Annotated in this window: 17 protein-coding genes; 9 read left to right on the top strand and 8 right to left on the bottom strand. The window is 68.1% G+C overall.

The features are described 5' to 3' along the window. Positions 1-99: 99 nt before the first annotated feature. Entirely contained in the window at positions 100-1,893 is a 1,794-nt protein-coding gene (locus tag ACSHSS_RS26950) for a hybrid sensor histidine kinase/response regulator (protein ID WP_445545753.1), read from the bottom strand. 791 nt (positions 1,894-2,684) lie between these two features. On the opposite strand from ACSHSS_RS26950, the gene ACSHSS_RS26945 reads away from it, so the two are divergent. The 4 genes from ACSHSS_RS26945 to ACSHSS_RS26930 all read left to right on the top strand — a co-directional run bounded on the left by ACSHSS_RS26945 (position 2,685) and on the right by ACSHSS_RS26930 (position 6,778). Next, positions 2,685-3,086, top strand: coding sequence for a hypothetical protein (locus tag ACSHSS_RS26945; RefSeq protein ID WP_176158632.1), 402 nt, complete (start codon positions 2,685-2,687; stop codon positions 3,084-3,086). Between the two features lie 404 nt (positions 3,087-3,490). Continuing rightward, positions 3,491-4,780 carry an NAD(P)/FAD-dependent oxidoreductase gene (locus ACSHSS_RS26940; protein ID WP_105781355.1) on the top strand — a complete coding sequence of 430 codons (1,290 nt, stop codon included), beginning with the start codon at positions 3,491-3,493 and terminating at the stop codon, positions 4,778-4,780. A gap of 17 nt (positions 4,781-4,797) precedes the next feature. Next, complete coding sequence (locus ACSHSS_RS26935) at positions 4,798-5,355, top strand: helix-turn-helix domain-containing protein (protein WP_006417313.1); 558 nt, start codon at positions 4,798-4,800, stop codon at positions 5,353-5,355. 76 nt (positions 5,356-5,431) lie between these two features. After that, positions 5,432-6,778, top strand: a complete 1,347-nt coding sequence (locus ACSHSS_RS26930; protein WP_105765098.1) for a glutamine synthetase family protein — start codon at positions 5,432-5,434, stop codon at positions 6,776-6,778. 36 nt (positions 6,779-6,814) lie between these two features. On the opposite strand, the gene ACSHSS_RS26925 is transcribed toward ACSHSS_RS26930, so the two are convergent. After that, entirely contained in the window at positions 6,815-7,273 is a 459-nt protein-coding gene (locus ACSHSS_RS26925; protein ID WP_006417323.1) for an SRPBCC family protein, read from the bottom strand. A gap of 140 nt (positions 7,274-7,413) precedes the next feature. Next, positions 7,414-8,901: an aminotransferase-like domain-containing protein gene (locus ACSHSS_RS26920; protein ID WP_445545752.1), complete on the bottom strand. Its 1,488-nt coding sequence runs from the start codon at positions 8,899-8,901 to the stop codon at positions 7,414-7,416. A 126-nt stretch (positions 8,902-9,027) separates the two neighbouring features. Here ACSHSS_RS26920 and ACSHSS_RS26915 point away from each other — a divergent pair, with 126 nt between their 5' ends. Further along, on the top strand, positions 9,028-9,915 hold the full coding sequence (locus ACSHSS_RS26915) for a DMT family transporter (RefSeq protein ID WP_006417319.1): 888 nt from the start codon (positions 9,028-9,030) through the stop codon (positions 9,913-9,915). 103 nt (positions 9,916-10,018) lie between these two features. On the opposite strand, the gene lysA is transcribed toward ACSHSS_RS26915, so the two are convergent. Beyond that, entirely contained in the window at positions 10,019-11,257 is a 1,239-nt protein-coding gene (gene lysA, locus ACSHSS_RS26910; RefSeq protein ID WP_445545751.1) for a diaminopimelate decarboxylase, read from the bottom strand. 102 nt (positions 11,258-11,359) lie between these two features. Between lysA and ACSHSS_RS26905 the strand changes: the two genes are divergently transcribed. After that, complete coding sequence (locus tag ACSHSS_RS26905) at positions 11,360-12,307, top strand: LysR family transcriptional regulator (RefSeq protein WP_006417315.1); 948 nt, start codon at positions 11,360-11,362, stop codon at positions 12,305-12,307. A gap of 89 nt (positions 12,308-12,396) precedes the next feature. Beyond that, the gene (locus ACSHSS_RS26900; RefSeq protein ID WP_445545750.1) at positions 12,397-12,996 is read left to right on the top strand and encodes a GNAT family N-acetyltransferase; all 600 of its coding nucleotides are present in this window, start codon (positions 12,397-12,399) and stop codon (positions 12,994-12,996) included. Positions 12,997-13,056: 60 nt separating this feature from the next. On the opposite strand, the gene ACSHSS_RS26895 is transcribed toward ACSHSS_RS26900, so the two are convergent. Together ACSHSS_RS26895 and ACSHSS_RS26890 are read right to left on the bottom strand one after the other, a co-directional pair. Beyond that, positions 13,057-13,626 carry a DUF4142 domain-containing protein gene (locus tag ACSHSS_RS26895; RefSeq protein ID WP_006396565.1) on the bottom strand — a complete coding sequence of 190 codons (570 nt, stop codon included), beginning with the start codon at positions 13,624-13,626 and terminating at the stop codon, positions 13,057-13,059. A 391-nt stretch (positions 13,627-14,017) separates the two neighbouring features. Further along, positions 14,018-14,641 (bottom strand): HAD hydrolase-like protein, encoded by a 624-nt coding sequence (locus tag ACSHSS_RS26890; protein WP_445545749.1) that lies wholly within the window; start codon positions 14,639-14,641, stop codon positions 14,018-14,020. 226 nt (positions 14,642-14,867) lie between these two features. Between ACSHSS_RS26890 and ACSHSS_RS26885 the strand changes: the two genes are divergently transcribed. Both ACSHSS_RS26885 and ACSHSS_RS26880 read left to right on the top strand, forming a co-directional pair. Then, positions 14,868-15,311, top strand: a complete 444-nt coding sequence (locus ACSHSS_RS26885) for a GNAT family N-acetyltransferase (protein ID WP_105825178.1) — start codon at positions 14,868-14,870, stop codon at positions 15,309-15,311. A 57-nt stretch (positions 15,312-15,368) separates the two neighbouring features. Then, complete coding sequence (locus ACSHSS_RS26880; protein WP_006406207.1) at positions 15,369-15,587, top strand: DUF1653 domain-containing protein; 219 nt, start codon at positions 15,369-15,371, stop codon at positions 15,585-15,587. Between the two features lie 24 nt (positions 15,588-15,611). Here ACSHSS_RS26880 and ACSHSS_RS26875 read toward each other — a convergent pair whose 3' ends face one another. Both ACSHSS_RS26875 and ACSHSS_RS26870 read right to left on the bottom strand, forming a co-directional pair. After that, positions 15,612-16,823, bottom strand: a complete 1,212-nt coding sequence (locus ACSHSS_RS26875; RefSeq protein WP_206381789.1) for a winged helix-turn-helix domain-containing protein — start codon at positions 16,821-16,823, stop codon at positions 15,612-15,614. Positions 16,824-17,270: 447 nt separating this feature from the next. Further along, complete coding sequence (locus ACSHSS_RS26870; RefSeq protein WP_044582764.1) at positions 17,271-18,659, bottom strand: MFS transporter; 1,389 nt, start codon at positions 18,657-18,659, stop codon at positions 17,271-17,273. Positions 18,660-18,978: the final 319 nt, after the last annotated feature.

The raw sequence follows: 18,978 nt of genomic DNA, 5'->3' as shown, positions 1-18,978 counted from the left end.
CGTGTTTGCGGGAAGCGGGCGCGCGATGGCTGGGTCGGCGTCGATATATTTCTCGATGAAATAAACGTGCACGTTGCGGCACATGTGCGCGCCGGTGCGTCAGTCGTCGACCGCTACGACCGCTTCGACCGCTTCGGCAGGCGCACCTGCCGCGACGAGTTGCGCGATCGCGGCGCGTAGCTGCCCGTTCTCGATCGGGCGGTGCAGCAGCAGGCAGCCGTTTGCATCGGCGAGCGGCGCCGTATCGGATGCTTCGCCGATCAGCAGTGCCGGAATCGCGAGATTGTATTCGGCGCGCAGACGGTCGATCACGTCGATGCCAGTCTCCGTACCATGCAGATGCAACGCGCTGACGAACACGCTCGGGCGTGCCGTGCACCTGGACAGCCGGTCGATCGCTTCGTCGGCCGAGCATGCCGACAGCGTGTCGTAACCCCATCGCCCGAGCCGGCGTGCGATCGCGTCGCGTACGGCGCGCGTGTCGTCGACGACGACCACGAACGCGGTGGCCCGCGCCGCGCGCCGGTGTGCTGCATGCGCCGTCCGCGCGCGCGGCACCGACACGACGAAACACGACCCGCGTCCCGGTTCCGACCGCACCGACAACCGGCATCCGAGCAGCGCGACGAGCCGGCGCACGATCGCGAGCCCAAGCCCGAATCCGCCGTCGTGGTCCGACGCGGCGCCGTCGACGCGGTAATACTCGCGAAAGACGAGTTCGAGCTGATCGCGCGGGATGCCGCGGCCCGTATCGCGGATCTCGATCGCGATGCGCGCGCCGCGGTAGCGGCAGCCGACGACGATGCGGCCCGCGTCGGTATAGCGCACCGCATTGCTGACGAGATTGCGTACGACGCGCTCGATCAGCACCGGATCGGAGTCGACGATCGCGCGGCACGGCACGCGCGACAGACGCAGGCCTTTCGCGGACGCATCGAGCAGATATTCGTTGCATACGCGACCGAGCACGGTGTCGATCGCGAACGGCCGCCGATGCACGTCGACGACGCCGGCATCGAGCCGCGACACGTCGAGCAGTGCACCGAACAGCGTGTCGAGCGCGCGCGTCGACAGCTCGATCTGCTGCAGCAGCCGTTGACCGTCGTCTGGCATCGGTACGCCGCGAAGCGCGCCGACCAGCACGCCGAGCGCGTGCGACGGCTGGCGAAGATCGTGGCTCGCGGCGGCGAGCAGCCGCGACTTCGCGAGATTCGCGGCTTCCGCGCGCAGCTTCTGTCGACGCAGATCGACCGCGCGCTGCACGGCGGCGTCGCGATCGCGCTGCAGCTCGTCGGCGCGCCGTTCGGTGTCCGATCGCATCCGGCCGTGGCGTGCGATCGTGCGGTGCGCGAGCAGTGCAACGGTGCCGGCGAGCGCGGCGATCGCGAGCAGCGTTGGCGCGAGCGCGCGCTGCGCCGCGTGTGCCGACAGCGCGGCGGCGACGACGCCCGGTGCGGTCGCCGGCAGCACGAAGGTGAGCAGCGCGGGAGTCGACGGGCTGAAGTGCGGTGCGGCGGCCGCGACGACCGCGAGCGTCGCCATCGCGACGGCGATCTGCGTGTGCGCGTCGGCGACGGCGGCCGCGTGGAGGCCGGCCGATCCCCAGCCGATGCCGGCCGCGGCGCTGAACGCGACGCGCCACGCGATCGAAACGGTGCGATCGCCCGCGCGCATGGCCGAGCGCCGATCACGGTGCGCGACGATCGCGAGGCCGGCCGCGCTGCCCGCGACGTACGACACCCACACGGTGGCGACGGTCGCGTCGAGACTGCCGAGCCGATGCAGCGCGCTCGCGAGCGCGACGGCCAGCAGCGCGGTGGCGACGACGCTCGCCGTGGCCGCGTCGTGCGCGATGTCGGTCGAGTCGATGGAAAAGAGGCGGTGCGGGCGCATGGGGCTGCGCGCGTTCGTCGCGCGCGGGCGAGGCGGGCGGCGAACGATGTGCGCGGACAGTCGATCCTTTAGACAGAATAGTCGCCGCCGAGCCGATTCGTATGAAATGCGGCGCGCCTGCGCGCGCGATTGGCGCGCACCATACGGAGTCCGGAACGATGATGAAGCATCGATATGCAATCGGCGGTCGGCGGCGCCGATTCTCATCCGCGCATTGAAAATCGCAGTACGGATAGGCGACGTTTCTCATCGTCCAATCGCGGCCGGCTGCGGTTTGAAGCTGATGAACTAACGTTGCGCGGTTTCGGGATGCAGGGGAAGGGCAGGGGTATCGACCTGAGACGGAATTCAGTGACCGGTTAGTCAGTGAGCTGTACGCTGGCATGGTTGGAGCCCGCCAGGCTCCGCACACCGTAGCCGGAGAGTGATAGCGATGCACGGTCTTTGCGCGGATGGAATCAGCCTGTTTCCCCGCGCCGATCGTATTCCGAATTCACTTCCTCGACCGGGCGTGCGTTGGCCGACTTTATGCTGCCGACCTTGTTGCGCCGACGATACGAGCGTCGGAAAATTTTCCAAACGACGGGATACGGCGCGAATTCCGTTTGATTCCATCAAGACGGTCCATCGGGCCGCGGCGACGTTGCATCACTGCGCGTGACGACCACGCAGGAATCGAAGCTGCTTCAATGGCGGGCTACTGTCGCGGGTCGGCGGACCGCTGGCGCCCGTACAGGTTGCACCGACCAGGAGGACATGTGAAACGCTTCAATCCGGCGCCAGGAAGGCGCATGGCATCCAGGCTGGCGGCGAGCGCCATGGCGTGCTCTGTCGTATTGGCGTCCTTTGTCTTTGTCGCGTCAGCCCACGCAGAGCCGGTCGTCACAGGGCCGCTGAACGTCGATGGCTCGCTCGTCGTCCTCGGGCCGGTAACCGTCGACGGTTCGCTGACGGTGGCCGGCGACATCTCAGCCCGCGGCCCGATCACGGCGGCCTCGATCGAACGGCATCCCCCCGACGGTCAAGCCATACGCAAACGCGGTGGACACAATACGTTTCATGGCCCGCTTACGGTGCATGGGCCGCTGACCGTATACGGCGATCTGGAAGTACGTGGCCCGATCACCGTCGGCGGCCCGCTCCACGCCGCCGGGGCGGTCGACGCCGAGGGTCCGGTTACGGAGCGACGTTGAATACATGTCGGGCGAGACGTCCGGACGACGCGGAGCACTCGCCGTGGGCCGCGTCAGCACGAAGGTTGCGAGCAGGAAGCGCATCCCGTCGATGATCGCGGTGCTCTCGATGCGTCCGCGTCCCTATACGGATCCGCGATAGACGACGCTCGCGAGCGCAACGATCGCCAGCGCGCTCAGTGAATAGACGACTCATGCGCCGATCCATAGAGCGCTCGTCAATCCCGCCCATCGGGCTCTTCCCGCGCATGGATACCCCGCCCCGAAACCGCCCGAGAAAGCGCGCCGCTTCGGTTCGTCAGACTATTCGCGCGCGCCCCGCCCCGCACCGATCGCTTGCTCCCATGAAATTGACGTGCTAGTTTTTCATGAAAATTTAAGGCACAAATTTCACGGAGACGCGCATGTTCGTGCAGTCCGACCGTCACGTCGCAAGTTATTACGCCGGCACGTATCCGGCGCCGATCCCGCGTCGGCCGGCACTGGACGAACACGTCCGCGCCGACGTGGTCGTCGTCGGCGCCGGCTTCAGCGGGCTGCATACCGCGTTGCGGCTCGCGCTGGCCGGCCTGCGTGTCGTCGTGCTCGAAGCGAGCCGTGTCGCGTGGGCGGCGTCGGGGCGCAACGGCGGGCAGGCGCTGCTCGGCTGGTCGTGCGACATGCCGCCGCTCGAGGCCGCGCTCGGCCGCGACGGCGCGCGCCTGCTGTGGGACAGCATGCGCTGGGCCGCGGCCGAGGTGCGCGAGCTGCCGGCCCGGCACGGCTTCGACGTCGACTACCGGCCCGGCAGCCTGTGGGCCGCCGTGCGGCCGCGCCGCGTCGCGATGCTCGCACAGGCGCGTGACGAGGCGGCCGAGCGCTGGGGCTACGACCGTCTGCGCGTCATCGAGCGACACGCGTTGCGCGACTGGATCGGCAGCACGCGCTACCAGGCGGCGCTCTACGATCCCGAGGCCGGACACCTGAATCCGCTGAAGCTCGCGCTCGGCGTCGCGCATGCGCTCGAACGCGCGGGCGGCCGGATCTTCGAGCAGAGCCGCGTGCTCGACTATTGCGAGACGGACAGCGGCTACGTTGCGCGCACGGCGACCGGCGAAGTACAGGCGGACTGCCTCGTGCTCGCGTGCAACGCGTATGTGGATACGCTCGATCGCGAGCTGTCGCGCCGGCTGCTGCCGGTCGGCACGTACCAGATCGCGACCGCGCCGCTCGCGCCCGACGTCGCGCGCACGCTGCTGCCGCAGAACAGCTGCGTGATCGACAACCAGTTCGTCCCCGACTATTTCCGGCTGAGCCCCGACGGGCGGCTGCTGTTCGGCGGCGGCTGCACCTATCTCGGCGGCATTCCGGCCGACATCGCGGCCGCCACGCGGCCTCACGTCGAACGCGTGTTTCCGCAGTTGCGCGGCGTGCCGATCGACTATGCATGGGGCGGCCATATCGACATCAGCATGCGCCGCACACCGGACATCGGCCGCGTCGGGCAGCGCTTCTGGCTGCAGGGGTTCTCGGGCCACGGCGTGCTGCCGACGCTTGCGGGCGCACGCGCCGTCGCCGACGCGGTGCTCGGCGACGATCGCCTGCTTGCGCAGTATCGACGCATTCGCAACCGGCGCTTTCCCGGCGGCGACCGGCTCGCTGCGCCGCTGGAGGCGATCGGCAAGGCCTGGTACCGTCTGCGCGACACCGTCTGACCGCATCGGAATTCATCATGAACGAACAGGAAGAGATAGAAAGCCTTGCGATCCTGATCCGCGATCTGCGCAAGCATCGGAAGGTCACGCTGAGCGAACTCGCGGAACGGATCGGCCGCTCGGTCGGCTTTCTGTCGCAGGTCGAGCGCGGGCTGTCGCGGCCGACCGTCGCCGATCTCACGGCGATCGGCGAGGCGCTCGGCGTGCCGACCACGTATTTCTACAGCCTCAGCAAGCCGCGCAGCATCCCGTGGGTCACGCGGCCGGACGAGCGGCGCACGGTCTATTACGCGGACGGCATCACCGACGTCCTCGTGTCGCCGACCATGCGCGCGCGCTTCTCGATTCTCGAGAGTCATCTTGCGCCCGGCGCGAGCAGCGGCGAGCGTCCCGTCGACGACAGCGACGAGCAGGGCGGCTTCGTGCTCGAAGGCGAACTGACGATCTGGGTCGACGGCGACGACACGCCGGTCACGCTCGGCCCGAACGACGCGTTTCAACTGCCGGCGCACAAGCGCTTCCGCTACGCGAACCTGACGGACCGGCCGACGCGCGTGATCTGGGTCTTCACCTAAGCCGTTACGCGGTGCCGCATCGTGCACGAATCCGGCCGACGCGCTGCGCGGCCGTCATACCGAACGAGGATGAGAGATGGCAGACGTGGTCCCCGCACTGGTCGATGAAGTCCGCGCATTCCGGCGCGCGCATCCCGAGATCCGTTACGTCGATCTGATCAGCGTCGATCTGCCCGGGCATTTCTACGGCAAGCGCTACCCGATCGACGCGCTCGAAAAGGTCGCGGCCGGCGCGCTGCTGAAGCTGCCGCAGAACTGCATACTGCTCGGCACGCAAGGCGGGCTGTACCGGATCGGCGATTACTGCTTCAACGACGGCGATCCCGATGCGCCGCGCCGCCTGATTCCCGGCACGCTGAAGCCGGTGCGCTGGGAGCGGCGGCCGCTCGCGCAGATGCTCATTAGCTCCGACGGCACTGCATCGCCGATCGAATTCGAGCCGCGCGAAGTGCTCGCGCGCGTGCTGCGGCGCTTCGCGGCGCGCGGCATCCGGCCCGTCGTCGCGTTCGAGCTCGAGTTCTATCTGTTCGCCGCGCAGCTCGAGGACGGCATGCCACAGTACCCACGTGATCGGCTCAGCGACGACCGCGACGATCAGCCGAACATGCATATCGAGCGGCTGTCGCGGTTTTCGGATGTGCTGCACGAGATGGTCGACGCCGCGCGCGAGCAGGGCATCGACGCGACGGTGATCACCGCCGAGCTCGGGCCCGGCCAGTTCGAGATCAACTTCGGGCATACCGACGATGCGCTGCGTGCGGCCGACTGGTCGGCGCTGTTCTGCCGCAGCACGCGCGGCGTCGCGCTGCGTCACGGCTATCGTGCGAGCTTCATGGGCAAGCCGTATCTGCATGCGCCGGGCAGCGGGATGCACGTGCACGTGAGCCTGTACGACGCCGACGGTCGCAACCTGCTCGCCGAGGACGCGCAGCGGCCGCTGCGCCACGCGGTGGCCGGCTGTCTCGCGTTGCTGCCGCACTGCATGCCGGTCTTCGCGCCGAATCACAACGCGTTCCGCCGTTACGGCTCGATGGTGAATGCGGCGAGCCGCGCCAGCTGGGGCTTCGAGGATCGCGATGCGTGTCTGCGGATTCCCGAGTCGGACGCGCGCAACCTGCGGATCGAACATCGGCTCGCGAGCGCGGACGCGAATCCGTATCTGGTGCTCGCGGCGATCCTGACCGGGATCGAGCATGGGCTCGACGCGGGCGTGGAGCCGATTGCGCCGCTCAACGACGATCGCGGCAGCGGCATCGATTTCCCGAAGGAGATGCTGTCGGCCGTCGCGGCAATGCAGTCGCACGCAGCAGTGCGCGATGGGCTCGGCAGCGAGTTCGTGATGGTGTATTGCGAGCACAAGCGGCAGGAGGAGCTCGATTTTCGCAACGAGATCGGTGCGCGCGAGTATCGGTGGTTTCTGTGACGATGCGCGAGCGACGGTACGGCAAGCCGCGTCGCGTTACGGCCGGGACGGTAACGCTTCGGCCTCGGCCCAGCGCTTGAACGAATCGAGACGCCGGCGCGTGTGCACGAGATAGAACGCCGCGATCAGCGGTTCGATCGCCCAGCGCAGCCAGGCCGGCTGCGCGCGGAAGCTGTAGGTGAATTTCACCTCGGTCGAGCCCGGCGCGCGTTCGGTGAAGTGCCAGCTTGCGCTGAAGCGTTCGAGCACGCTCGGCCCGTCGACCATTTCGATGGCCGCGACCTGCGGCGGCCGGTACGAAACGTAGCGCGACACCATCGTCGCGCCCGACTGGCTGCGGCAGAACGCGTCGACGCCGACGTCGGCGGTCGTCTCGTCGAGCAGATAGGCGTCGGCGAGGAAGCTGTCCCATACGAGTCGCCGCGCGTAGTCCTGCGACCACGTGAAGAGGCGTCTGCGATCGACGCCGACGATGCGACTGACAGAGATCCTCATGACGGCGACCGGAGCGGGATGGATCGAAACGGATTAGGACGAAGCCGAGTGTAGCGCGCCAAAATCGCGCCGTTCTTCAGATTTCGTCAAGTCGAGCGCAGATTCCATCGACACAGCCGCGCGCGCCGTCGATTACGCGACTACGCGGTATCGCGCCGATCGCACGCGAGCGTGCCGCGCCGCTCGGCCGTACGCACTCCGGCCGTCGACGCGCGCGCCGCATCCATCGCACGCGCGAGCGCGTCGAACACCGCCGGCTCCTTGCAGCGCGACACGTTGAAGCGCAGATACGACGTCGCGCCATGCGACACGCTGAACACGTTGCCGGGCGCGAGTACGACATCGTCGTCGAGCGCATGCCGCGCGACGCGCGCCGCATCGAGCGCGTCCGGCAACTGCGCCCACACGAACAGGCCGCCGCGCGGCTCGGTCCAGACCGCGAGCCCCGCGCGTGCGAGTCGGCGGATCGTTTCGCCCATCGCGTCCGCGAGACGCGCACGCAGGCCGTCGAGATGGCGCCGATAGGTGCCGTCGACGAGCAGCCGGTGCACGACGTTCGCGCCGATCTGCGCATGGCCGAACGACGTCGCGAGCTTGAGGTCGACGAGCGCGTCGATCCACTCCGGCCGCGCGGCGACATAGCCGCAGCGGATCGCGGCCGACAGCGTCTTCGAGAAGCTGCCGATCGACACGACGCGCTGGAGCCCGTCGAATGCGGCGAGCCGCGGCGCGGGCGTGCTTTCGAAATCCGCGAAGATGTCGTCCTCGACGATCAGCAGTCCATGGTCGGCCGCGAGCGTCAGCAGCCGGTGCGCGACGGGCGGCGACAGCGTCGCGCCGGTCGGATTGTGCAGCGCCGCGTTCGTGATGTAGAGGCGCGGCCGGTGCTCGACGAGCGTCTGCTCGAAGCGCGCGAGATCGGGGCCGTTCGGCGTGTAGGGCACGCTGACGATCCGCGCGCGATGCGCGCGCAGCAGCGCCTGGAAATTGAAATAGCAGGGATCGTCGAGCATGACCGTGTCGCCCGGTTCGAGCAGCAGGCGGCAGACGAAATCGAGCGCCTGCGTGCCGCTGTCGGCCAGCATGATCTGCGCGGGTTCCGCGTGCACACCGTGCTGCGCGAGACGCCACGCGAGCTGCTGACGCAGCGCGGGCAGGCCGGCGGGCGTCGCGTAATCGGTCAGTGCGTCGGACTCGTCGCGCGACGCGGCGCGCAGCGCACGGCGCAGGCTTTCGTCGGGCAGCCACGACGACGGCAGCCATCCGCAGCCGGGCTTCATCGCGCTCGGCGCCGATTCGAGCGACTGACGCGTCAGCCATAAGGGATCGAGTTCGCGATCGAGCCGCGGGCCGAGATCCGCCAGCGCGAGCGGCGGCGCGTGCCCCGACACGTAGAAGCCCGAGCCGCGGCGTGCGACGAGCACGCCTTCGCTGGCGAGCCGCTCATATGCGTCGACGACGGTCGACTTCGACACGTGCAGCGCGTCGGCCATCATACGGATCGACGGCACGCGCGCGCCCGGCATCAACGTGCGGCTCGAGATGCGTGCGCGCAGCGTATCCATCACGGTTTCGACGCGCGTGCGCGACGCGGCGGGCGCGGCCGGATTCGGGGCGGAACGGGTCATGGTTGGCGTTGAACTGTACGGCCGGTTGTCCAGTACAGTTTGTCGGAATTGTATTGCGGTGTAGCTTACGCGCATTTCGCGGGCGGCGGATCATCGGTCATCCACTTTTCGCGTTCAGGATGTGCCGTGCAAAAAACGACCGACGGATGGCTCAGCGGGCTGCTGGGCGTGATCATATTCAGCGGCTCGCTGCCCGCGACGCGTGTCGCCGTGCAGGGCCTCGACCCGCTGTTCCTGACATTCGCGCGCGCGACGATCGCCGGCGCGCTCGGGCTGTTGCTGCTGGCCGCGCTGAAGCAGAAGCGGCCGACGCGCGGCGAAGTCGCGTCGTTGCTGGTCGTCGCGCTCGGCGTCGTGATCGGCTTTCCGCTGCTGACCGCGCTCGCGCTGCGGCACGTGACGTCCGCGCATGCGATCGTGTTCGTCGGGCTGCTGCCGCTCGCGACGGCGCTGTTCGGCGTATGGCGCGGCGGCGAGCGGCCGCGCGCACCGTTCTGGGCGTTCTCGCTGCTCGGCAGCGGCGCCGTCGCCGCGTTCGCGTTGCGTAACGGCGGGCAGGCGTCGGCTCTCGGCGATGCGCTGATGCTCGCCGCGATCGTCGCGTGCGGGCTCGGCTATGCGGAAGGCGCGCGGCTGTCGCGCGATCTCGGCGGCTGGCAGGTGATCTCGTGGGCGCTCGTGCTGTCGCTGCCGCTGATGCTGCCGCTCGCATGGATCACGCGGCCCGCGACGTTCGACGGCATCGACACGGCCGCGTTGTGGGGGCTCGCTTACGTGTCGCTGTTCAGTATGCTGATCGGCTTCGTGTTCTGGTATCGCGGGCTCGCGCTCGGCGGGATCGCGGGCGTCGGCCAGTTGCAGCTGCTGCAGCCGTTCTTCGGGTTCGTGCTCGCGGCCGGCGTGCTGCACGAGACGGTGCCGCCGTCGATGGTGGCCGTGACCGCGATCGTCGTCGGTTGCGTCGCGGGCGCGAAGTATTTTTCGAAGGCGGTGCCGGTGCAGCGCGCGGGGTGATCGCGCCGCACGCGTACGTGCAGCGTGCCGCCCGCCCCCAAAAAAGCAAAACGGCCACACTCGCCTGCATCGGCGAGTGTGGCCGCACGTCCTCGCGCGCGCCTTATTCGAACGTTTCGAGCGCGAGCAATTCGCCGATCGTCTGCCGGCGGCGAATCAGCCGCGGCGTACCGCGATCGACGAGCACTTCCGGCGCGAGCGGCCGGCTATTGTAGTTCGACGACATCGACGCGCCGTACGCGCCCGCATCGTGCAGGAACAGCAGATCGCCGATCTGCGGCTGCGGGAGCTTGCGGTGCGTGACCACGCCGCCCGCGTCCTGCGTAAACACGTCGCCCGACTCGCACAGCGGCCCCGCGATCGCGATGTCGACCTGCGGCTGCCCTTCGGGCAGCGCACCGTCGTGCGCGTGCACGGACACCGCGTGATAGCTGCCGTACATCGCCGGACGCATCAGGTCGTTGAAGCCGGCATCGATCAGCACGAAATCGTGCTTCGGCCGGCGGTTGACGGCCTGCACTTCGGTGACGAGCGTGCCGGCTTCGGCTACCAGGAAGCGGCCCGGCTCGATCTCGATGCGCACCGCATGGCCGAGATGTCGTTCGATGCGCTTGCGCGCCGCGTCCCATTGACGGAAATAGTGATCGACGTCGACGCGCGGCTCGCCGTCGCGATACGGAACCGACAGCCCGCCGCCCGCGGAGATCGCGTCGATGTCGTGGCCGAGCGAGGTGACGAGGTCGACCATCGCGTCGCACACCTGCGACAGATGACCGTAGTCGACGCCCGAGCCGATGTGCATATGGATGCCGACGAGCTTCAGCCCGTACTGACGCACGAGCGCGATCGCGCGCGGCACGTCGTCGATCCAGATCCCGTGCTTGCTCTGCGGGCCGCCGGTGTTGGTCTTGTTGCTGTGCCCGTGACCGAAGCCCGGATTCACGCGCAGCCACACGCGATGGCCCGGCGCATGCTGGCCGACGCGCTCGAGCATGTCGAGCGAGCCCGCGTTGACGGTCACGCCGTGCTTCAGCACGGCCGCGAGCGTCGGACGATCGACGAGATCGGCGGTGAACACGACGCCTTCCGGCTCGCCCGCCGGGCTGAAGCCGGCCGCGAGGCTGCGCTCGATTTCGCCGAGCGACACGGCGTCGACGCACGCGCCTTCGTCGCGCATCAGCTTCAGGATATGGACGTTCGAGTTCGCTTTCTGCGCATAGCGGATCACGTCGAACTGGCGCAGTTGCGCGATGCGGTCGCGGATGACGTCGGCGTCGTACACCCACAGCGGGGTGCCGTATTGCTGCGCGAGCGCAGCGAGCTGGCGGGAATCGAGGGACATGACGGATGGATCGGTCGAATGAACAGACAGTCGCGATGATGCGCGCAATCTGCTATGCAGTAAAATGCCGATTTATCGACATTCAATTCATTCGGGATATAGGTGGCTTCGCTCACGCATCGTCATATCGAGGTGTTTCGCGCGCTGATGCTGAGCGGCAGCACGACGCGCGCGGCCGAGATGCTCTATACGTCGCAGCCGACGATCAGCCGCGAGCTGGCGCGGATGGAGCAGATCGTCGGCTTCGCGCTGTTCGAGCGCGCGCACGGGCGGCTGCGGCCGACGATGGCCGCGCTGACGCTGTTCGACGACGTGCGGCTCGCGTATGTGGGGCTCGAGCGCGTCGCGGCGACGGCCGCGCGGCTGCGCGAGTTTCGCGACGGCCAGCTGTCGGTGATTGCGCTGCCCGCGTTCGCGCATGCGATCCTGCCGGGCGCATGCCGGCGCTTTCGCGATGCGCATGCGGGCGTCAGCGTATCGGTCGCGACGCAGGAGTCGCCGGTACTCGAGGAGTGGTTGACGGCGCAGCGTTACGACGTCGGGCTGACCGAACACGACGTCGCGCCGCCCGGCACGTTGCTGACGCCGCTGCTGGAGGTCGACGAGGTCTGCGTGCTGCCGGACGGCCATCCGCTGCTCGCGCGCGAGGCGATCGATCTCGCCGATCTCGCCGATCGCCCGTTCGTCAGCCTGTCGCTGAACGATCCGTACCGCGTCATGATCGACGACGCGTTCGCGCAGCTCGGCGTCGCGCCGCGCTCGGTCGTCGAGACGCCGTCCGCCGTGTCGGTCTGCGCGTTCGTGCGGCAAGGGCTCGGCGCGGCGATCGTCAATCCGCTGACCGCGCTCGATTTCGTCGGCCGCGACCTGCACGTGCGGCCGCTCACGCGTTCGTTTCCGTATCGCGTCAGCGTGATCGTCCCCGAACATCGACCGAAAAGCCTGCTCGTCGATGCGTTCGCCGACGCGCTGCGCGGCGAAGCGACGGCGATTCGCGAGCGGCTTGCCGCGCATCTCGGCACGCGTGCCGTGCACGCGCCACGCGCGTAAGCGTTGCCGATGCGGCCGTCGCGCGACGCTCGTATGATCGCGGATATGCCGACCCTGCCGACTCTGTCGTTACTTCAACGGAATCCGTCATGACCGATGCCTCGTCGCTGCTCGAACAACCGACACTGACCGGCCCGCGCGTCGAACTGCGTCCGCTCGCGACGGCCGATCGCGATGCGTTGCTGGACGCCGCTGCGGACGGCGCGCTATGGAATCTGAAGGTGACGGTCGTGCCCGACGCGCAGACGATCGACGCCTATCTCGCGACCGCGCTGGACGGACGCGCGGCGGGCACCGTGCTGCCTTATACGGTCGTCGATCGCGGCTCGGGCCGTGTGGTCGGCAGCACGCGTTTCTGGAAGATCGACCGCCGCAATCGCAAGCTCGAGATCGGTCATACGTGGCTGCGTGCGTCGATGCAGCGCACGCACGTGAATACCGAAGCGAAGTGGCTGCTGCTGGCGTATGCGTTCGACACGCTGCGCTGCGTGCGCGTGCAGTTCACGACCGACGAACTGAACGAGCGGTCGCGCGCCGCGATCTTGCGGCTCGGCGCGAAGGAGGAAGGCATCGTGCGTCACGAGCGCATCATGCCGGACGGCCGCAAGCGCAATTCGGTGCGCTACAGCATCATCGACGACGAGTGGCCTGAAGTGGATGCGCGGCTGCGCGCGAAGCTCGGGACGTAACTCGGGACGCAAACGCGCGCGCCGCGCCGCGGGCACGACGCGGCGGCGCGGGGCATCGCGTTACTGCGCCGATGCGAGGTGGTGGCGTTGCGCGAGCTTCTGCGCGTCCGCGTAGTGGGCCTGCAGGATCGGCAGCGCCTGACGCGCGACTTCCTTCAGCTTCGCGTCGCGGCCCGATGCGATCTCGGCCTGGAAGGCGGAGATCGTCTTCTGCTGCCCCGCGAGCGCGACCTGCTCGATGTACGCCTTGTCGAACTCGGCGCCGCGCAGGCTCTTGATGCTGTTCAGCACGGTCGTGTCCGGGTCGTTGGCCGGCACGTCGACGCCGCGCGGGCTCGCGGCGCGCATCGCCTGAATGATCTTCTCGTCGTCGGTCGACACGCGCTGCGCGAATGCCTTCACCTGGCTGTCCGACGTGCGCGCATCGGCGATGCGTGCCGCGTCGTGCTGCGTCGACACCGTCTTCGTGCCGTCCGTGATGAACGCCTGGTCGGCTTCGTGGATGCGCGTCGTTGCGGCTGCGGGTGCGGACGCGGCCGGCTGAGCGGTTTGGGCGGTCGCCGTCGCGGCGACGAGAAGCAGGCCAACGGCAGACAGGGCGAGGCGCGAAACGGGGGAGAAGCGGTTCATGGGACCTCCTTTCATCGGGGCTCTGGTTGAACGACGGATCGCGTGATCCGATGCTGTGCGAGAGACCGGGCATGCGCCCGGGCCGGCTTCGGCCGCCGCTCTGCCGCGGCGCCGGTCGAAGCGATCACCGGCCCGACCGATTCTAGGAGGCCGTGCGTGTCGCAGGTGCAACGGTGCTGTGGCTTCTGTAACGGATGGTAAGACCGCGCGATTCGTGTCGACGATGTGTCGGTAGCGTGTACCGGCGCGCATCGCGCAGCGGAAATTTTTTCGTGCGCGATGCGCGATGCGCGGCCGCGATTGCGCGTGCAACATTGCGCGCGCAATGCTGCGATCCGCTGAACGCGTGTGCTTGCGCGCGCATCGCGCGCGAGCGATCACACGCGAGCGATCACACGCGATCGAGCAGCGCGTCGAGATGCGGCAGCAGCGGCGTCGCGCAGTGCGGCTGCAATGCGTGCGGCGCCGTGTAGCCCCACGCGACGCCCTGGAACGCGACGCGCGCGCGACGCGCGGCGTCGGCATCGCGGATCTCGTCGCCGACGTACAGCATCTGGTCCGCGCGCACGCCGGCTTCACCCGCCAGCGCACGCAGCCGACGCGCTTTGCCGAACAACGGAATCCCGCACGCGAAATGATCGACACGCGCAGCGGCGTGCGGGCCGAGCCGGTCGCGCACGACGTCTTCGGCATTCGACGTCGCGATCGCGATGCGGATGCCGCGTGCAGCGAGCGCATCGAAGGTCGTCTCGACACCGGGAAACAGCGCGACGTTGGCGATGCGTGCGCGCATCAGTCGACGCATGTCGATCGTCACACGCGGCACCTTCCAGACCGGTACGTCGAGCGCACGCACGATGTCGCGCGCGGACATCGTACGCAGCGTCGCACGCATCGCGGGATCCGCATCGCGAAACCCGTGCAGGCGCGATGCCTCGGACAGTGCCGTGAGAAAGCAGTCGAGCGAATCGGCAAGCGTGCCGTCGAAGTCGAACGCGACGAGCCGGTACGTCATCGCGTGTAGCCGGCCAGTGGGCGGGTTGCGTGCATGGGAAGTGCGTACGTTGGCACGGCGGAAGGGACGGGGTGTCGGTGCATGTGTATGGGTCGGTGTCAATCTTGGGCGGCACGGCCGCCGCGCCGCCATGGTAGCCGATCGCGGCCGCCGGCGACGCGCGCTTGTCGCGCGCCGCGCGGCGCGGTATCGTCGACGCTTCGTTTCGTGATGCCGGAGAACCGCCGTGCCTGCTGCTGCCGATGCCACGCTCAGATTTTCGACCGACAAACGCGAACTCGACGTCGACGCGATCTTCGATTTCCTGCATCGCGACGCGTACTGGTCGAAGGGCATTCCGCGCGACGTCGTCGAGCGCGCGATCGACGGGTCGCTTTGTTTCGGCGCGTACGTCGGCGATCGCTTCGTCGGATTCGCGCGGCTCGTCACCGACCATGCGACGTTCGCGTATCTCTGCGACGTATTCGTGCTGCCGGCCGAGCGCGGCCGCGGCTATGGCCGCGCACTGATCGACCACGTGTTCGCGCAGCCGATGCTGGCGCAGCTGCGCCGGATCATGCTCGCGACGTCCGACGCGCACGCGTTGTATCGCCCGGTCGGCTTCGAGGCCGTCGCGCATCCGGAGCGCATGATGGAGATCCGCCGCCCCGACATCTACGCGAAACGCTGACGCGCGGCGCAGCGCATACAATACGCGCTTTCCGATTTGCCGAAGGGAACGCCCGCCATGACCGAACAGGAAGCCGAACAGCTCGCGACGCACCGCCATTACAAGGGCGGACTGTATCGCGTGATCGGTGTCGCCCGTCACTCCGAAACCGAGGAATCGCTCGTCGTCTACGAGCACCTGTGGCCGCATGCGCGCGGTCTGTGGGTGCGTCCGGAAACGATGTTCAACGAGACGCTGCCGGACGGCACGCCGCGTTTTCGCAAGCTGCGCGACTGAACTGCCGCGGCGTTCGGTTCGCCGTCACGCGTCGCGCAGCGCATGCGCCAGTTCGGGCGGCGCGTGCGCGACCGTGATCTGCGGCGTGCCGTGCCAGGCCGCGAGTTTTCTGACGGCTTTCGCGACATCGGCCGCGAGCCCGCTGCCGACGCGCACGCCGGGCTCGATATGCACGGACTTCAGCTCGAACGTGCCGAGCGCGCGATGCGCTTTCGCGTCGACGCGGCCGATCAGGCGGCCGCGATGCAGCACGGGCAGGCAGAAATAGCCGTAACGCCGCTTGTGCGCGGGCGTATAGCACTCGATCGTATAGTCGAAGTCGAACAGCGTCGCCGCGCGGCGGCGATCCCATACGACCGGATCGAACGGCGACAGCAGCGTCGTGACGGTCGAGCGCAGCGTGTCGGCGGCCGCCGCGGGCAGCAGCGCCTCGAGCGAACGATGCACGTAGGCCGGTTCCTTCCAGTCTGCGACCTGCACCGGAATCAGCTCGCCGGCCTGCGCGAGCTGTTCGAGTTCCGCGCGATACGAGCGGCGCGGCAATCGGTAGTAATCGGCGACCCAGTCGGCGCGGACGATGCCGAGCGCGCGGCACGTGTAATCGAGCAGCGTCGGCAGCACGGCTTCGCGCGGCGGCAGGTCGCGCGCGTCGTCCCAGTCGGGCAGCACGCGCTCGCGCACGTCGTAGATGCGCTGGAAATTGCGGCGCTCGGCGACCATCAGGTCGCCGGTCGTGAACAGCACTTCGAGATGCCGCTTCTCGGGCTTGCGGTCCCACCATCCGTTGCCTTTCGTGCCGTCCGCGCGCACGAAATCGGCGGAGCGCACCGGGCCTTCCGAGCGGATCCTGTCGAGCAGCCGCGCGATCTCGTCGCGGTGCTGCGCATGCCAGTCGGCCGCGTATTTCCATCCCATCCCGGACGGATCGAGCATCTTGTAACGCATCAGCCCGAATTGCTCGACGGGCAGGAAGCACGCCTCGTGCGACCAGTATTCGAACAGCCGCGCTTCGGCCAGATGTTCGTCGAGCCATTGCGGCCGGAATGCGCCGAGGCGGCTGAACAGCACGAGATAGGGGCTGCGTGCGACGACGTGAATCGTATCGATCTGCAACTGCGCCATGCGGCGGATCGTGTCGAGCACGTCGGCCTTGGTCGCCTTGCGGCGCGGCGGCGTGAGCAGGCCCTGCGCGGCGAGATGCAGCGCGCGGGCAGCGGCAAGCGAGAGGGTGGGCATCGAAGCGATCGGGAGCGGAGTCGGCAACGCGTACATCGTAAGCGGAGTTTGCCTGCACGTGGTGTGGCGGACGTTTCGGTAGCGAACGGTCGGTGCGGCAGCCGCCACGCCGATCGTGCACCACTTCGATCGCGTCGCACCGCGCGCGGCGTAGCTGACACACATCTGACAATGCTTGACAGATGCATCCGCAAACATTCCCTATAGTGCAGGACATGGCGCGACGACAAACGCGCAACGATTCCGCTTCCGACGCACATATGTCCATGGCACGCAGGAAGCGAATCCGGGTGTCTCAACCCCCAACGAGAAGCCCGGAGCCCTGAGCGGATATCCACACGGCTGTGCACCGGCCCCATGTGGATGTCCGCTGATTTTTTTCCGATTCCGTTTCTGCAGCGAGCGCGTTCGAGCGTTCGAGCGTTCGGCGTTCGCCCGCGCGGCCGTCTACTGCCGCTTGCCGCGCGCGACTTCGTCGCCGGCACCGGGCGGCAGCCGGCGCGTGATCGGAATCGACGCGAACGAGCACAGCCCGACCACGACGAACGCGGGCCAGAAATCCGACCACACCATCGCCTGATGGCCCTGCAGCCAGTGCGACAGGTGCAGCACGAGACCGGCGACCGTCACGCCGAGCCCGAGCGACATCTGCTGCACGACGCTGCCGAGGCTCGTGGCGCGGCCCGCGTCGCGCGGCGAGATGTCCGCGTAGATCATCGAGTTCAGGCTCGTGAACTGCAGCGCCGGAAAAATCCCGCCGACGAGCACGATGACCCAGATCGCCCAGGTCGGCATGCCCGGATGGAACACGCCGTACGCGGCGATCGCGAGGCCCGCGAACGCGGCGTTGTAGATCAGCACGGTGCGAAAGCCGAAGCGGCGCAGCGTATGCGTGGCGGTCGAGCGGCTCACGGCGCCGCCGAGCGCCGACGCGCAGGTGATCAGCCCAGAATGGAACGCGCTCATGCCGAGTCCTTCCTGCAGCGCGAGCGGCAGCAGGAACGGCACCGCGCCGAGGCCGATCCGGAACAGCGACCCGCCGACGACGCTCGCGTGGTACGTCGGAATCTTCAGGAAGCTCAGATCGAGCACCGGCCGCTCCTTGCGTCGCGCGTACGGCACGTAGAGCGCGAGCAGCACCGCGCCGGTCGCGCACATTGCGAGCGCGTTCGTGCGCGTCGTGAGCGCGCCGTCGATCAGCGTGAGCCCCATCAGCAGCAGTGCGGCGCCGCTTGCCGAGAGCAGGAAGCCGAACCAGTCGAGCGGGCCCGGATCGGGCTCGTGCGTGTTCGCGATGTGCCGCGTCGCGAGGTAGATGCCGTACAGACCGATCGGCACGTTGATGAAGAAGATCATCCGCCAGTGCAGATACGTCGTGATGAAGCCGCCGACGAGCGGGCCGACGGTCGGCCCGAACAGCGCGGGAATCGCGAGGTAGTTCATCGCGCGCACGAGATCGGAGCGCGGCACCGCGCGGAAGATGATGATCCGGCCGACCGGCACCATCATCGCGCCGCCGACGCCCTGCACGAAGCGCGCGAACGTGAGCAGGCCGAGTGAATTCGATGCGGCGCAGAGCAGCGAGCCGGCGACGAAGATGCCGATCGCGGTGCGGAACACCGCGCGTGCGCTGAAGCGGTCGGCGAGCCAGCCGCAGATCGGGATGAACACGCCGAGGCCGACCACGTAGGCCGTGATCGCGATATTCAGCGTGACGGGGTTGTGCCCGAAGTCCCTCGCCATCGCGGGCAGCGCGGTGACGATGATGTTCGCGTCGACGCTTTCCATGAACAACGCACAGGCAACGATGAGCGGTGCTAGGAAGACGGGCGACATGGGCTGGGCGCGCGGTAAAGGCGTCATTATGCCCATATTGTTGTCGCCGCGTCACGTACGACAACGCTTGTTCCGCATGTTGCAATAGTCGTTCCTGCACGGCGCACGGAAAAAGGACGACTGCGCGCGCAACGTGCGCCGCCGCGCTCGAAGCTTGCGCGCCGCGGAGGTTTCATGCGACAGTCGATCCACTCCGCTTCAACATCACGACGCGCATCGCTCGACGGCCATCGAGACGGGCGCGCACGCGACGAGACCATGCCGATCCACTCACCATCGAAAGGAGGGGACACGCCATGACGTCACGTCGTGCCGAATC

The organism is Burkholderia sp. BC1 (assembly GCF_052683555.1).
Note: the sequence above shows the minus strand (reverse complement) of the source record. Positions and strands in the feature narration are given on the sequence as shown.